Raw genomic sequence first — 15,542 nt, 5'->3', positions numbered from 1 at the left:
CCATGTCGCCCACACTTGTTCTCGAATTTCTCTTGCTCGCCGCCCTCTGGGGCTCGTCTTTTCTCTTCATGCGACTGGGTGCGGCCGAATTTGGCGCCTTGCCCACAGCGGGCCTGCGGGTGGCCCTCGCGGCGCTGTTCCTGCTGCCGGTGTTTCTGGTCGCAGGTGTGTGGAGCGATTTCAGGAGACGTGCGGGCCACATCCTGTTCGTCGGCCTGCTCAACTCAGGAATCCCGTTCGCCCTGTTCGCGTATGCAGTGATGCACATCAGCACCGGCCTGACGTCGATCCTGAACGCCACGGTGCCGTTGACCGGGGCTCTGGTGGCCTGGGCATGGCTCAAGGACCGGCCCGACGCCTGGCGCGCCACGGGCCTGGCCGTTGGTTTCGTGGGGGTCTGCCTGCTGGTGATCGGCAAATCCGGCTTCAGCCTGGCACCGGGGGCCGCCTCCGCTGGACAAGCCCTGCTGGCCATGCTGGCCTGTCTCGTTGCCACGTTCTGCTATGGGCTGGCGGCCAGCTTCACCAAACGCCACCTCACCGGCGTCCATCCGCTGGCCACGGCTTCGGGCAGCCAGATTGGAGCCGCCCTGGGGCTGGCGCTGCCAACGCTGTGGCTGTGGCCGGACCAGCCTGTCAGCACCGGCGCGTGGGGCGCGCTGATCGCCGTGGCCCTGCTGTGCACCTCGCTCGCGTACGTCCTGTTCTTTCGCATCATTGCCCAGGCAGGACCTAGCAAGGCGCTCACCGTGACGTTCCTGGTACCCGTGTTCGCACTGATTTACGGGCGCGTCTTTCTCGACGAAGCCATCACCCCGTGGATGATCGGCTGCGGCCTCGTCATCATGGCAGGCACAGCCCTGTCAACGGGACTGGTGAAGCGGCGGCCACAGTTCAGCAATGCGCAAACGTAAGAGCAGACACGCCGGCACGCGCGTTGCAGAAATGAAAAAGCCGTTCAGACCAGAGATCTGAACGGCTAATCAAAACTGGCGGAGTGGACGGGGCTCGAACCCGCGACCCCCGGCGTGACAGGCCGGTATTCTAACCAACTGAACTACCACTCCGCAGTGGTGCAGCTTTCGCCTGCTGCTCTCGCAGCAGAGCCAAGTGCCACAAACTTGGCGACCCTACGGGGATTCGAACCCCGGTACTCACCGTGAAAGGGTGATGTCCTAGGCCTCTAGACGATAGGGTCAAAACCTAAGAACCGAACTGTGCATTGTAGCAAAACTACGTTGCCCAATTCTTCAATTTTGGTGGAGGTAAGCGGGATCGAACCGCTGACCTCTTGCATGCCATGCAAGCGCTCTCCCAGCTGAGCTATACCCCCACGAAATCCATTTCTGGGATGCTGATTTTGCTTTGTTGCGAACAACTCAGTGCGAATCAGCAAGACTCAAATTATAGACCATTTTTCAGGCTTTCTGCAACCTCGACAAAACTGTTTGACGATTTTGCAGTTCCAGCACCGCATCAAGCGACGGCGTCTGGGCCGTGCCCATCACCAGCACGCGCACCGGCATGGCCAGTTGCGGCATCTTCAGGCCGTGCGCCGTGATGGTCTCCTTGATTGCAGCGGAAAGGCTGGCCTTGTCCCAGGCGCAGTCAACCAGCTTGTTGGCCAAGGTCTGCAATGCGGGGCGAACAACGTCGGTGATGTGTTGCGTGCGCTCGGCATCCGAGGGTGCCACGTCGGCATAGAAGGCAGCCGCCCAGTCGGCCAACGCCACGGTGGTGTCGCAGCGGTCCTTGAACAGGCCGCAGATGCGGGGCAGGCGTTCGTCGCCTGCGATGCCACGCTTGGACAACTGCTCAGCGACCAACGCCGACAGCGCCACGTCGTCCATCGCCTTGAGATGCTGGGCGTTGACCCAGCGCAGCTTGGCGTCGTCGAAGCGGCCGGCGCTCGTGCCCAGGTGGTCGAGGTTGAACCACTGCAGGAACTGCGCGCGGCTGAAGATCTCGTCGTCGCCGTGGCTCCAGCCCAAGCGGGCCAAGTAGTTCACCATCGCATCGGGCAAATAGCCTTCGTCGCGGTACTGCGTCACCGGCTTGGCGCCGTTGCGCTTGCTCATCTTCTCGCCCTGCTCGTTGAGCACGGTGGGCAAGTGGGCGTAGACCGGCGGCTCCTTGCCCAGGGCCCGGAAGATGTTGATCTGGCGCGGCGTGTTGTTGACGTGGTCATCACCACGGATCACGTGCGTGATCGCCATGTCGATGTCGTCCACCACCACGCAAAAGTTGTAGGTGGGTGTGCCGTCGGGGCGCGCAATCACCAGATCATCGAGCTCGTCGTTGCTGAACTCGACGCGGCCCTTGCACTTGTCTTCCCACACCACCGAACCGCCTTGCGGGTTCTTGAAGCGCAGCACCGGCTTCACACCTTCGGGGATCGCGGGCAACGTTTTGCCGGGTTCCGGTCGCCAGGTGCCGTCGTAGCGTGGTTTCTCCTTGTTGGCCATCTGGCGTTCGCGCAGCGCGTCGAGTTCGGTCACGCTCATGTAGCAGGGGTAGACCAGGCCCTGGGCCTGCATCTCGGCCAGCACCGTCTTGTAGCGGTCCATGCGCTGCATCTGGTAGAACGGGCCCTCGTCGTGGTCCAGGCCCAGCCACTTCATGCCCTCGATGATCACGTCCACCGCAGCCTGGGTGGAGCGCTCCAGGTCGGTGTCTTCGATGCGCAAGATGAAGGTGCCGCCGGTGGCACGGGCAAAGGCCCACGGGTAGAGCGCGGAACGGATGTTGCCCAGATGGATGAAGCCGGTGGGCGATGGTGCGAAGCGGGTGCGGACGGTCATGGGAAAAAAGAAAAATCAGAGACTGGAGAGCCCGCGGTCGAGGTCGGCGCGGATGTCGTCCAGGTGTTCAAGGCCCACGGCCACGCGGATCAGGCCCTGGCCGATGCCAGCGGCCTGCCGCTGCGCTTCGGAAAGCTTGCCGTGCGAGGTGCTGGCCGGATGGGTGCACAGGGTCTTGGTGTCACCCAGGTTGGTGCACAACGACAGGACCTGCAGCGAGTCGAGCACATGGAAGGCGCGCTCGCGTGCCTGCTCAGAACTGCCAGCCTTCACATCGAACGACAGCACCGCGCCACCAATACCGTTCATCTGGCGCATGGACAGTTCGTGCTGCGGATGGCTGGCCAGGCCGGGGTAGTACACGCGGCCCACAGCGGGGTGGGCCTCCAGCCAGTGCGCCAGTGCCAGCGTCTGCGCACTCTGCGCCTTCATGCGCAGGTCCAGCGTTTCCAGGCCCTTGAGCACCACCCATGCGTTGAATGGCGAGAGCACCATGCCCGAGTTCTTCTGCACCGGCAGGAATTTCTCGCGCACCATGGCTTCCCTGGCGCACAGGGCGCCGGCCATCACACGGCCCTGCCCGTCCAGGTACTTGGTGCCGGAATGCATGACGATGTCGGCCCCCAGCGCGCTGGGGCGCTGCAGCGCGGGTGTGGCGAAGCAGTTGTCCACGGCCAGCAACGCGCCAGCGTTGTGCGCCAGATCGGCCAGGGCCTGGATGTCGCACACCTCGCCCAGCGGGTTGGTGGGTGTTTCGGCAAACAGCAGGCGGGTCGTGGGCCGCATGGCCGCGCGCCATGCCGCCAGATCGGTCTGCGGCACCACCGAAGTCTCCACGCCAAAGCGGGCGAACTCGGAACCGATCAGCTTGAGCGTGGAACCGAACATGGACTGCGAAATGACGACGTGGTCGCCCGCCTTGAGCAGGCTGAAGCACATCAGCATGACCGCTGCCATGCCCGAGGCGGTGGCCATGCAGGCCTCGGCACCCTCCATGGCGGCCAGGCGCATCTCGAAGCTTGTGACCGTCGGGTTGCCGGACCGGCCGTAGGTGTAACCGTCGTCTTCACCGGCGAAGCGGCGAGCGGAGTCTTCGGCGGACGGCTGCACATAACCGCTGGTCAGGTAAAGGGCCTCGGAGTTCTCGCCGTACTGGCTGCGCTCGGTCGCCAGCCGCACCGCCAGGGTTTCGCGGTGCAGCGCGTCTGCGGATTTCGCGTTCGAAGACATAAGGGATCAGGCGGTCTGGGCGTTGGGCAGGGCCAGGCGCGAGCTGTCTTCCTGCCCCTCTTCGGTCTGGTCGCGGCCCTGGTTCATGCGCGCGATGATCTCGGGCGTGATGTCACCGGTCACATACACCCCATCGAAACAAGAGGCATCGAAGCCAGCCAGTTTCGGGTTGAGCGCTGCGATGGCCTGCTTCATCGCGTCCACGTCCTGGTAGATCAGTGCGTCACAGCCGATGAGTTCGCGAACCTGCTCGACCGTGCGGTCGTGCGCCACCAGCTCCTGTGCGGTGGGCATGTCGATGCCGTACACATTGGGGTAGCGCACGGGCGGCGCAGCGCTGGCCATGTAGACCTTGCGCGCACCGGCGTCGCGCGCCATCTGCACGATCTCCTTGGAAGTCGTACCACGCACGATGGAGTCGTCCACCAGCAGCACGTTGCGGCCCTTGAACTCGCTGGCGATCACGTTGAGCTTCTGGCGCACCGACTTCTTGCGCACGCCCTGACCGGGCATGATGAAGGTGCGGCCGACGTAGCGGTTCTTCACGAACCCTTCGCGGTAAGGCAGCCCCAGGATCTGCGCCAGTTCCATGGCGCTGGGACGCGAGGACTCCGGGATCGGAATGACCACGTCGATTTCACTCGGCGGCACGGTGGACACCAGGCGCTTGGCCAGGGTCTTGCCCATGTTCAGTCGCGCCTGGTAGACCGAAATGCCGTCGAGCACCGAGTCCGGTCGGGCCAAGTAGACATATTCGAAGATGCAGGGGTTGTGACTGACCCTGTCCGCACACTGCTCGAAGCTGGCCTGGCCATCCAGGTTAATGAACACGGCCTCGCCGGGTGCGACATCGCGTTCCAGTTCAAAGCCGTTGCCTTCTAGCGTGACCGATTCGCTTGCGACCATGCGCGAGCCGTCGGCATTGCGGCCGATACACAGCGGACGGATGCCGAAGGGATCGCGAAACGCCAGCAGACCGTGGCCCGCGATCAGCGCGATCACCGCGTACGAGCCCTTGATGCGACGGTGCACGCCACGCACGGCGGCGAACACGTCGGCCGGCTTGAGCGAGGCCCCGCGGGTGGACTTTTCCAGCTCGTGCGCGAGCACGTTGAGCAGCACCTCGGAATCGCTCTCGGTATTAATGTGGCGGTGGTCGGTCTGGAACAGCTCCTGTTTGAGACCCTGGGCATTGGTCAGGTTGCCGTTGTGCACCATCACCAGACCGAACGGCGCGTTGACGTAGAAGGGCTGAGCCTCTTCTTCGCTGAAGGCATTGCCCGCGGTGGGGTAACGCACCTGGCCGAGGCCCACATTGCCCGGCAGCGCGCGCATGTTGCGGGTGCGAAACACGTCGCGCACCATGCCCTTGGCCTTGTGCATGAAGAACTTGCGCCCCTGCTGGGTGACGATGCCGGCGGCATCCTGTCCCCGGTGCTGCAGCAGCAACAGGGCGTCGTAAATCAGCTGATTGACAGGCGCCTGGCTCACCACGCCCACGATTCCACACATGATCAGATCCTCAACGAAACAAAGACTGTCGACTCAGGCCAGGTAGCGGGCGACCGGCTCGGGCAGCAGCGGCCGCAGGGCCTGCAGGCTGTCACCCAGCAGCTGCGCCACCGTGGAGGTCTGCCAGGCCTGTTGCGACTGGAGCGGGGTCATGCCCACCACCACCGCCACCGCCAGCAGCACCACTGCACCACGCAGCAGGCCAAACACACCACCCAGCACACGGTCAATGGGGCGCAAACCCACGGCCGCTACCATTTTTTTCACCAGCCACGCCACAAACCCGCCAGCAAACGCACAGGCCACGAACACCAGGACGAATGCCACCGCCATGCGCAGGGCCGCTGAGAGCCCGTCCAGCGGCAGCAGACGCGCCACCTCTCCTGCGTAGGCCTGGGCCAGCACGAACGCCGCCACCCAGACCATCAAAGAAAGCACTTCGTACACCAGGCCCCGCCACATGCCCACCACGGCCGACAGCAGCAGAACGAACAGCAGCAAACCATCCACTGCATTCATGTCGCCGCCCCCAGGCCTCGGGCCGACGCCATCACAACCAGAGCAGGGCCGTCGACAGGCCCAGCGCCTTGGCGCGCTCCGCGGCCTTTTCAGCCTCCGCGCGTGTGGCGAAGGGCCCCAGCCGCACGCGAATGCGACGCCCTTGCGGCGTCTCCGCCACATGGGTGTAGGTCTTGAGACCGGCACGCTCCAGCTTCAGTCGTGCTTCGCGGGCACGTTCGACTTCAGAAAAGGCGCCCACCTGCACCACGATGCGCTCGTTACCGGTGGCGGCCTTGTCGGAGGGCTTTTCTGATGGTTTTTCTGTGGCTTTCTCCGCCACTGCCTTGTCGGCCGCAGGCTTCTCAAGCTGGGGCTTCTCAGCAGGCTTTTCAACTGGCTTGTCGGCCGGCTTGGCGACAGCCTTGGGCTCGACCACCTCCTCACGCGCGGCAAGGCTGTCGGCCGTTGCCACTGGCGCCGGCCTGGCAGCGGCAGGCGCCTCTGTCTTCGGCCCGGGTGTTGAGGGCGTGTTGCGAGCAGGAATCTCAATCGGCACATCCACAGTGATCGGGCGCGGCTGCGTATCGAACAGCAACGGGAAACCGAGCACCCCGACCAGCACCAGCACGGCCGCCCCGATCAGGCGGTGCCTGGCCCGACGACGCACGGCCTCGATGCTTTGCGGCGGCGGTGAGGCGGTGTGGCCCGCAGAACCGGAACGGGATGTGAGCATGCGGAAATGGGTCCGGCGGAGATCGCGGAGAGGATCAGTTCGCGAGGTGCCTGGCCGCCAGACGCGGCACGCCATCCTTCAGAACACCCCCCACCGTGTGGAAGGAACCAAAGACCACGATTCTATCAGCCGGGTCTGCCTCCAGCACCGCGGCGCGCAGCGCCTCCATCGGCGACGGATGGCATCCGGCCACCCGCGAACGCCCGCCCGGCGCCTTGCTGGCGCCACTATCAAGCGCCGCGGCCAGATCGGTCGCCCGGCTGGCGCGCGGCAGTGGCAGATCGGTGAGGTGCCAGCGGTCGATCAGCGGCGCAATGCGCTCCAGCATGGCAGGCAGGTCCTTGTCGGCCATGGCGCCGAACACCGCGTGCGTGACCGGGTAGTAGCCCATGGCGTCGAGGTTCTCGGCCAGCGCGGCCACGGAATGGGGGTTGTGGGCGACATCGAGCACGAGCGCAGGCTCTCCGGGCACGATCTGGAAGCGGCCGGGCAGCTCAACCATGGCCAGACCGTTGCGGACGGCCTGCGCCGTCACCGGCAGGCTGGGTCGCAGCGCCTCGACGGCGGCCAGGACACCCGAGGCGTTCACCAGCTGGTTGGCGCCGCGCAGGGCCGGATAGGCCAGACCGCTGAACTTGCGTCCGCCCTGGGACGGGTGCATGGCCCAGCCCCACTGCTGCTTGTCGCCCGCGAAATGGAAGTCCTTGCCGATGCGCCAGAGCTGGGCGCCGACTTCGAGCGCCCGGTCCAGCACACTCTGCGGCGGCACCGGATCGCTGAGCACAACCGGCCGTCCCGTGCGCATGATGCCGGCCTTCTCGTAGCCGATCGCTTCGCGGTCGTTGCCCAGCAAGGCCATGTGGTCCAGCGCGATGCAGGTGATGACGGCGCAGTCGGGGTCGATGATGTTCACCGCATCCAGCCGGCCGCCCAGGCCCACCTCCAGAATGGCCACGTCGATGCCGCTGTCCGATAGCGTGCGCAGGATGGCCAGCGTGGTGAACTCGAAATAGGTCAGCACCACGAGGCCCTCGTCGCCGGAACCGCCATCGCCCAGTCGCGCACGCTCCACTTCGGCAAACGCAGGTAGCAAGGCATCGGCGGCGACGGGTTCACGCCCTACGCGGCAGCGCTCCTCGAAGCGCACCAGGTGGGGTGAGGTGTAGACGCCCGTGCGGTAACCCGCCTCGCTGTAGATGGCCTCCAGCATGGCGCAGGTCGAGCCTTTGCCATTGGTGCCGGCCACGGTGATCACCGGGCAGGGCATGGACAGGCGCATGCGCTGCGCCACCCGCTGCACCCGCTCCAGGCCGAGCTCGATACCGCTGATGCCCTGGGGATGCTGGCGCTCGCAATGGGCCAGCCACTCGTCTAAGGTGTTCATGGCCGGGATTATCCCGGCCATCACAAAGCCCCGTGCTCAGTCCGCGAAACGGTCGGTGGCCTCAATCAGCAGGTCCAGGATGCCGGGTTCGTTGAACGCGTGGCCGGCATCGGGCACGATATGGAAGTCGGCCTGCGGCCAGGCACGATGCAGATCCCAGGCGGTGCGGGCCGGGGTGCAGGCGTCGTAACGCCCTTGCACGATCACACCCGGAACGCCGGCCAGCCTGTGCGCGTCGCGAATCAGCTGCCCCTCCTCGAACCAGCCATCGTGCACGAAGTAGTGGTTCTCGATGCGTGCGAAGGCCAGCGAGAAGGCGTCGTTGGAGTGTTTGGCGGTGTTGGCCGCGTCGGGCAGCAGGCGGATGGTCTGGCCCTCCCACAGACTCCAGGCACGGGCGCACTCCAGCTGCGCCACCGGGTCGGTGCCGGTCAGCCGCTTCCGGTAGGCAGTGAGCAGGTCGCCGCGCTCGGCCTCGGGGATCGGCGCGAGGAAGCCCTCCCACAAGTCGGGAAAGAGCCACGAAGCGCCCTCCTGGTAGTACCAGCTCACCTCGTCGCGGCGCAGGGTGAAGATGCCGCGCACGACCAGCTCGGACACGCGGTCCGTGTGCGTCTGTGCGTAGGCCAGCGCCAGCGTGCTGCCCCAGGAACCGCCGAACACCAGCCAGCGCTCGAAGCCCAGCAGCGTGCGCAGCCGCTCCATGTCGGCCACCAGGTGCCATGTGGTGTTGTTCTCCAGCGAGGCCGCCGGCTTCGACCGGCCGCAGCCGCGCTGGTCGAACAGCAACACGCAGTACCTCTGCGGGTCGAACAGGCGGCGGTGGTCGGGCGAACAGCCCGAACCCGGTCCGCCGTGCAGGAACACCGCCGGCTTGCCCCGCGGGTTGCCGCAGAGCTCCCAGTAGATCTGATGGCCGTCGCCGGTGTCGAGCAGGCCGGTCTGGAAGGGTTCGATGGGGGGATAGAAGCTGCGGAGGGTCATGGGTACGACGGCCTGGTCAGAGGCCTGCGTGACAGAATCCGGGGATGACCACACTCTACGGCATCCCCAACTGCGACACCGTCAAAAAGGCCCGCACCTGGCTGAGCGAGCACGGCGTGGCACACAGCTTCCACGACTTCAAGAAGCAAGGCGTACCCGAAGTCGAACTGGACCGGTGGCTGGCCGCCGCAGGTTGGGAAACGCTGGTCAACCGCAAAGGCACCACCTGGCGCGGGCTGGACGAGGTCACCCGCTCTGCCGTGGTGGACAACCCGAGCGCGCACGCCGTGTTGCTGCAGCACCCCAGCCTGATCAAACGCCCGGTGGTCGACTGGACGAACGGGTCGATCACCGTGGGTTTTGACCCTGGCGCCTGGAACGACAGGCTGGACCGCGCTCGCTGAGCGTGGTCACCCAGTTCTCAATGAACCAGGGGTTGAACTCAGCCCGACCGCTGACCTTCAGCGCGGCAGGAACACCAACCAGTACACCAACATCAGGTTCAGCAGCACGCTGAACCCCAGCAGCAGCTTCCAGAGCATGGTCGGGTCGCGCTGGATCAGCGGGGTGGCGGGCGGTTCGGTGAGCGGGCGCGAGGCGCCGCGTTCCAGCGCCAGCAGCAGTTCTTCGGCAGTTTCGAAGCGCTGTTTCTGATCGCGACTCACGGCCTTGAGCACGATGTGGTCGAGCCAGATCGGCACCTCGGGGTGGTGGCGGCTGGGCGTGACCGGGTCGCGGTAGTAGCGGCCGGCCTGGTAGGGCAGCACCTCGCCATAGGGCAGCTTGCCCGTCAGCAGCTGGTAGAGCGTGACGCCGAGCGCGAACAGGTCGCTGCGCGCGTCGGCCGGTTCGGGCGGTGCGTCGGTGTCCACGCCGCCGCCGCGCAGGCGGAAGCCCCATTGTTCGGGATTGATGAAGCTGGGCGTGCCGGCATGCAGCGCGCGCGCGGATTCGGGCTCGCGCCCGCTGAGCGCCACGCCCAGGTCGAGCAGGCGCAACACGCCGTCTTCGCCTTGGTGCAGGTTGGCGGGTTTCACGTCGCGGTGGATCACACCCTGGCGGTGCAGGTGGCCCAGGGCCCGGGCGGCCTGGGTGGCCATGGCGATGGTCTGCGCCACGCCGGGGCGGTGCTGGCGGTCCAGCATGTGCTGCAACGACTCGCCGCCGTACCAGTCGTACAGCAGGTAGAAGGCGCTGGTGCCCTGCTCCGCCGGCCGCGTGGGCGGCGCGTCGAGCACGGCCACGAGGTGCTCGGCCGCGCGGCTGGTGGCCATGCGGCGCGCCAGCCAGGCCTCGTGCGCGAGCATGGCGCGCTCCTCGGCATCGTGCGCGCGCTGGGGGTGCAGGGTCTTGAGGGCGTAGAGCTTTTGCGTGGCCGGGTCGCGCGCCTGATAGACGAGGTTGATGCCGTTGTCAGCCACCACGGCGGTGATGACCAGGCCGTCGATCTGTTCACCGAGCTTGAGCTTGGGCGGAATGGGCAGTTGCGCGGCCAGGCGGTTCTGGTCCTGCAGGGTGGCGCTGTCGAGCCCGCGCACGCGCGCGGCCAGTGCGGTGACGTTGTCGTTGCTGCCGCGCTGCAGGGCCGCGACCACCAAGGCCTCGCACAGGGCCTGAGCATCCGCAGTGTCCGTCTGTTCGTCGATGAGTGCCTTCAGGCGCGCCTCGTTCAACACGTTGTGCACGCCGTCGGTCATCAGCAAAAACAGATCGCCCACCAGCAGGTCGCCCTGGCTGTAGTCCACCACCACCCGGTCTTCCACGCCGATGCAGCGCAGCAGCTGGTGGCTCAGGTCCGGGTGATCGGCGACGTGGTCGTGCGTGAGCTGGGTGAGCACGCCGTTGCGCAGCAGGCAGGCGCGCGTGTCGCCCACGTGGGCCAGGGTGTAGCTGTGGCCGCGCAGCACCATGGCCGTGAGCGTGGTCAGGCCCATGGCCGGATGGCGACGCCGGTTGACGCCCGCCAGCCAGGTGTTCTGCGCGCCGATGACGCGGTCCATGGCCACCGTGGTGTCCCAGGTCTCGGGAGTGCCGTAGTAGTCGCGCACCAGGCTGGTCACCGTGGTCTGCGCCGCCTCCCGCCCCAGACCACCCGCGCTCACACCATCGGCGATGGCGACGATGGAGCCCATGTCCGTCTGCCCCGGCGGCGGCAGCATGGCGGCGCAGAAGTCTTCGTTGATGTCCTTGCGCCCCGCCTGGCTGGCGTAGCCGATGTCGATGTCAAAAGCCATGCACCACCTCTAGCAAGAACAGCGCCCGAAATTGGTGCATCGCACAAATCCGGTCATCCCATCAGCATCTGCATGCTGCGCTCGTAGTGGGTCGAAAGACTTTCAAACTGCGCCAGCAGGCCCTCGCTGGCATGGGCCACCGTCTCCATGCGCGCCAGCCGGTCTCGGCCGGCGGGGCGGCGGTTCTGCGGCGTGGCGGCGAGCATCTGCTGCCAGCCCAGCGCCGCCTCGTCCAGCGCGGAGCGGATGTCGGGCGTGGACAGCGGCAGGCCGTTCAGGTAGGCCAGCGCGCGCTCGAAATCCTGCTGCACGTCGGTCATCGCTGCGCTGCGGCCGGCGGCCCCTTCTTCCAGACCAAGCAGGTCCATCAGCGCCATCTTGGCAAAGCGCTGGGAAAGCATGCGCTGGCGGCCGGCCACGTTGAGCACCTGCAGCGAGGCCACGGCGCCAGCGTGCTGCATGCTGGCGGTGAGACGCTCGGCGTCCTGAAGCAGGCGGTCGGCCAGTTCGTCCACCCGGGGCACCTGCGCCGAAGCAGGCCTGCCTTTCAGTGCGGCCTTGAGCGCCTGCCAGGTGGCGTCCAGCAGGCCCAGCAGGTCGCCGAAGCTGGGTTGCGACAGGCCCTTGCCCAGCCAGGCCAGGTTGGCGTCCACCCGATGGATCGACTCGTCCAGCAGGGCCTGCTGCTGGCGCGACTGCACGTCGGCCAGCCGCAGCAGGTGCAGCTTTACCAGGCGCTGCGAGAACATGCGCAGCTGGCCCGCGCGGTTGACGGCTTCGGCGAAATGGGCCGACTGGATGATCTGTTCCGACACCTGGCCCAGGCGCTGGTTGGTGTGCATGGAGGCGGTGCGCAGGATCTGGAAGGCGTCGTCGTCGGTCAGCGCGCGGGCGCGCATGAGAATGCCCTTGGCCCGTTCGACCAGCTTGCGTTCCTCGAAGCGCTGCAACACGTCGCGCAGCTGCTCCAGCAAGGCCTGTTCGCGCTCGAAACGCGCCTGCGCCAGCTGCACCAGCGGCCGCAGGCGCGCCGCACCATAGCCGTTCACCACCCACGCGTGCACACCGGTGCCCGTGGCGCGCTCGATGTGGGCGGCGTCGGAATCGGACGTGAACAGCAGCACCGGCCGGGGCAGCACCTCCGCCAGCGTCTGCGTGGCTTTGAACAGGGCGTCATCAGGGCGCGCGACCTCGCCGACCACCAGATCTGGTGCGTGCTGCACGGCGGCCTGCACCAGTTTGCTGCAGTCCTCGACGGTGGCCAGAACCTGGCATCCCGCTGCCGCCAGGTCGTCTTGCAGCGGCAGAAGGGCCCGGGAGCCGGGACGGAACAGCAGCACAGAAGTCATATGAATCAAGCACTTGTGGTCTGCGGACGCCCTGCCCATTGCAGCGGCGGACGGGGCGGCCCGAGGGGTGTGGCAAAGGCCCGCGAATGGGGCGCCGATCATATGGCACACCTCTTGCATTGAACAGGCCAGACGTGACGACGCGTCCCACCCCGACCGCAGCGTCGGGGCCTGCACACAACGACGTGCGCAGTGACTGAACCGGAACCGGCCTATGTGCCCGTTCCACCCCGGCAACTCTGCCGGGTGCTCGATGTTCCCAATAACCATGTTCCGGCCCACCCGCCGCTGTGCGACCGCCCGCGTGCGTCCGCCGGAACCAGCAACAACCCCGTGATCTTCAGACAGGAGTCGCCGCAATGAAAAAGATGAAACTCGTGATGGTGGGCAACGGCATGGCCGGTGTGCGCACGCTCGAAGAGCTGCTGAAGATCGCACCGGAGTTCTACGAGATCACTGTCTTCGGCGCCGAGCCACACCCGAACTACAACCGCATCCTGCTCTCGCCCGTGCTGGCGGGCGAACAGACCATCGACGAGATCATCCTCAACGACTGGTCCTGGTACTCGGACAACGGCATTACGCTGCACGCAGGCTTCAAGGTGACCGAGGTGGACCGCGTCAGGCGCGTCGTGCACGCGGCCGGCCCCAACGGCGAAAAAGTCTCCGCCGAGTACGACCGCCTGATCATGGCCACCGGCTCCAACCCCTTCATCCTGCCAATTCCCGGCAAAGACCTGAAGGGTGTACTTGCCTACCGCGACATCGCCGACACGCAGGCCATGATCGACGCCGCCGCCACCTACAAGCACGCGGTCGTCATCGGCGGCGGCCTGCTGGGCCTGGAAGCGGCCAACGGCCTGATGAAGCGCGGCATGCAGGTCAGCGTGGTGCACGTCGCGCCCTGGCTGATGGAGCGCCAGCTCGACGACGTGGCGGGCAAGCTGCTGCAGAAGTCGCTGGAAGAGCGCGGCATGCAGTTCCTGATCGGCGCGCAGACGCAGGAGCTGGTGGGCGGTGACGATGGCCGTGTGAAAGCCATCCGATTCAAGGACGGCAGCGAGGTCCCGGCCGACCTGGTGGTGATGGCCGTGGGCATCCGGCCCAACACCGCGCTGGCCGAAAGCATGCGCCTGCACGTCAACCGCGGCATCGTGGTCAGCGACACCATGCAGACCATCACCGACCCGCGCATCTACGCAGTGGGCGAATGCGCGGCGCACCGTGGCATCGCCTACGGCCTGGTGGCGCCGCTGTTCGAGCAGGGCAAGGTGCTGGCCACGCACCTGGCCGAGTTCGGCATCGGCCGCTACACCGGCTCGCTCACCTCGACCAAGCTCAAGGTCACGGGCATCGACCTGTTCAGCGCCGGTGAGTTCATGGGCGGCGAAGGCACCGAAGAGATCGTGATGAGCGACCCCTTCGGCGGTGTCTACAAGAAACTGGTGATCAAGGACGACAAGCTGGTGGGCGCCTGCCTGTACGGCGACACGGTGGACGGCAGCTGGTACTTCAAGCTGCTGCGCGAAGGCCGCAAGGTGCATGACATCCGAGACAAGCTGATGTTCGGCGAATCGAACATCGGCGACACCGGTCACCAGGGCCACAACAAGGCCGCTGCCATGGCCGACAGCGACGAGGTCTGTGGCTGCAACGGCGTGACCAAGGGCACCATCTGCAAGGCCATCAAGGAAAAGGGCCTGTTCACCCTGGACGAGGTGAAGAAGCACACCAAGGCCAGCGCGTCTTGCGGTTCCTGCACCGGCCTGGTGGAACAGATCCTGATGTTCACCGCCGGCGGCGACTACTCTGCCACGCCGAAGAAGAAGGCCATCTGCGGCTGCACAGACCACAGCCACCAGGACGTGCGCGACGCGATCCGCAACGACAAGCTGCTGACCATCGCCGACACCTTCAGCGCCCTGGGCTGGAAGACACCCAACGGCTGCGCCACCTGCCGCCCGGCCATCAACTACTACCTGATCAGCACCTGGCCCAAGCAGGCCAAGGACGATCCGCAGAGCCGCTTCATCAACGAGCGCTCGCACGCCAACATCCAGAAGGACGGCACCTACAGCGTGATCCCGCGCATGTGGGGCGGCGAGACCACGGCCGACGAGCTGCGCCGCATCGCCGACGCGGTGGACAAGTACAAGATCCCGACCGTCAAGGTCACCGGCGGCCAGCGCATCGACCTGCTGGGCGTGAAGAAAGAAGACCTGGTCAATGTCTGGAAGGACATCGGCATGCCCAGCGGCCACGCCTACGCCAAGGCGCTGCGCACGGTGAAGACCTGCGTGGGCAGCGAATGGTGCCGCATGGGCACGCAGGACTCGACCCAGATGGGCAAGGACCTGGAGAAGGCCATGTGGCGCATGTACGCGCCCCACAAGGTGAAGTTCGCCGTGTCGGGCTGCCCGCGCAATTGCGCCGAGGCCGGCATCAAGGACGTGGGCGTGATCGGCGTCGACTCGGGCTGGGAGATGTACATCGCCGGCAACGGCGGCATCAAGACCGAGGTGGCGCACTTCCTGGTGAAGGTGAAGACGGCCGAGGAAGTGATGGAATACACCGGCGCCTTCTGCGAGCTGTACCGCCAGGAAGGCTGGTACCTGGAGCGCACCGTGCACTACGTCAACCGCGTGGGCCTGGACTACATCAAGAAGCGCATCCTGGACGACGCGGCCGGTCGCAAGGCGCTGTGGGAACAGCTGCAGTTCGCGCTCGACGGCGAGCCCGATCCCTGGTTCGACTTCAAGGACGCGGCCGTGGACACGCGCCAGTTCGAACCCGTGGCTGTGGTCAAAGCCTGAG

At 66.2% G+C, this 15,542-nt stretch carries 12 protein-coding genes and 3 tRNA genes; 3 read left to right on the top strand and 12 right to left on the bottom strand.

The window, feature by feature from the left end:
• Nucleotides 1-2: 2 nt before the first annotated feature.
• Nucleotides 3-914 (top strand): DMT family transporter, encoded by a 912-nt coding sequence (locus tag ACFOPI_RS16070; protein ID WP_382175824.1) that lies wholly within the window; start codon nt 3-5, stop codon nt 912-914.
• 76 nt (nt 915-990) lie between these two features.
• Here ACFOPI_RS16070 and ACFOPI_RS16065 read toward each other — a convergent pair.
• The 10 genes from ACFOPI_RS16065 to pip all read right to left on the bottom strand — a co-directional run bounded on the left by ACFOPI_RS16065 (nt 991) and on the right by pip (nt 9,145).
• A tRNA-Asp gene (locus ACFOPI_RS16065) sits at nt 991-1,067 on the bottom strand.
• A gap of 55 nt (nt 1,068-1,122) precedes the next feature.
• Nucleotides 1,123-1,198: transfer RNA gene (locus ACFOPI_RS16060), tRNA-Glu, on the bottom strand.
• Nucleotides 1,199-1,257: 59 nt separating this feature from the next.
• Nucleotides 1,258-1,333, bottom strand: a tRNA-Ala gene (locus ACFOPI_RS16055).
• 85 nt (nt 1,334-1,418) lie between these two features.
• On the bottom strand, nt 1,419-2,801 hold the full coding sequence (gltX, locus tag ACFOPI_RS16050; protein WP_382175821.1) for a glutamate--tRNA ligase: 1,383 nt from the start codon (nt 2,799-2,801) through the stop codon (nt 1,419-1,421).
• A gap of 15 nt (nt 2,802-2,816) precedes the next feature.
• Entirely contained in the window at nt 2,817-4,031 is a 1,215-nt protein-coding gene (locus ACFOPI_RS16045) for an O-succinylhomoserine sulfhydrylase (RefSeq protein ID WP_382175818.1), read from the bottom strand.
• 6 nt (nt 4,032-4,037) lie between these two features.
• Entirely contained in the window at nt 4,038-5,543 is a 1,506-nt protein-coding gene (gene purF / locus ACFOPI_RS16040) for an amidophosphoribosyltransferase (protein WP_382175815.1), read from the bottom strand.
• A 33-nt stretch (nt 5,544-5,576) separates the two neighbouring features.
• On the bottom strand, nt 5,577-6,062 hold the full coding sequence (locus ACFOPI_RS16035) for a CvpA family protein (RefSeq protein WP_382175812.1): 486 nt from the start codon (nt 6,060-6,062) through the stop codon (nt 5,577-5,579).
• 31 nt (nt 6,063-6,093) lie between these two features.
• On the bottom strand, nt 6,094-6,777 hold the full coding sequence (locus tag ACFOPI_RS16030; RefSeq protein ID WP_382175810.1) for an SPOR domain-containing protein: 684 nt from the start codon (nt 6,775-6,777) through the stop codon (nt 6,094-6,096).
• A 34-nt stretch (nt 6,778-6,811) separates the two neighbouring features.
• Nucleotides 6,812-8,161, bottom strand: coding sequence for a bifunctional tetrahydrofolate synthase/dihydrofolate synthase (folC, locus tag ACFOPI_RS16025; protein ID WP_382175807.1), 1,350 nt, complete (start codon nt 8,159-8,161; stop codon nt 6,812-6,814).
• Between the two features lie 36 nt (nt 8,162-8,197).
• Complete coding sequence (gene pip, locus ACFOPI_RS16020) at nt 8,198-9,145, bottom strand: prolyl aminopeptidase (protein ID WP_382175805.1); 948 nt, start codon at nt 9,143-9,145, stop codon at nt 8,198-8,200.
• A gap of 44 nt (nt 9,146-9,189) precedes the next feature.
• Here pip and ACFOPI_RS16015 point away from each other — a divergent pair, with 44 nt between their 5' ends.
• Nucleotides 9,190-9,549 carry an arsenate reductase gene (locus ACFOPI_RS16015; protein WP_382175803.1) on the top strand — a complete coding sequence of 120 codons (360 nt, stop codon included), beginning with the start codon at nt 9,190-9,192 and terminating at the stop codon, nt 9,547-9,549.
• Nucleotides 9,550-9,606: 57 nt separating this feature from the next.
• Here ACFOPI_RS16015 and ACFOPI_RS16010 read toward each other — a convergent pair whose 3' ends face one another.
• Both ACFOPI_RS16010 and ACFOPI_RS16005 read right to left on the bottom strand, forming a co-directional pair.
• Nucleotides 9,607-11,379, bottom strand: coding sequence for a protein kinase domain-containing protein (locus ACFOPI_RS16010; protein ID WP_382175800.1), 1,773 nt, complete (start codon nt 11,377-11,379; stop codon nt 9,607-9,609).
• A gap of 53 nt (nt 11,380-11,432) precedes the next feature.
• Nucleotides 11,433-12,728 (bottom strand): type IV pili methyl-accepting chemotaxis transducer N-terminal domain-containing protein, encoded by a 1,296-nt coding sequence (locus ACFOPI_RS16005; protein WP_382175798.1) that lies wholly within the window; start codon nt 12,726-12,728, stop codon nt 11,433-11,435.
• A gap of 359 nt (nt 12,729-13,087) precedes the next feature.
• Here ACFOPI_RS16005 and nirB point away from each other — a divergent pair, with 359 nt between their 5' ends.
• A complete protein-coding gene (gene nirB, locus ACFOPI_RS16000; RefSeq protein WP_382175796.1) occupies nt 13,088-15,541 on the top strand; it encodes a nitrite reductase large subunit NirB in 2,454 nt (817 codons plus the stop codon).
• The last annotated feature ends 1 nt before the right edge of the window (nt 15,542 follow it).

The organism is Hydrogenophaga luteola, assembly GCF_042648585.1.
GTDB classification, from domain to species: Bacteria; Pseudomonadota; Gammaproteobacteria; order Burkholderiales; family Burkholderiaceae_C; genus Hydrogenophaga; species Hydrogenophaga luteola.
This window is presented reverse-complemented; position numbering and strand designations above follow the sequence as displayed.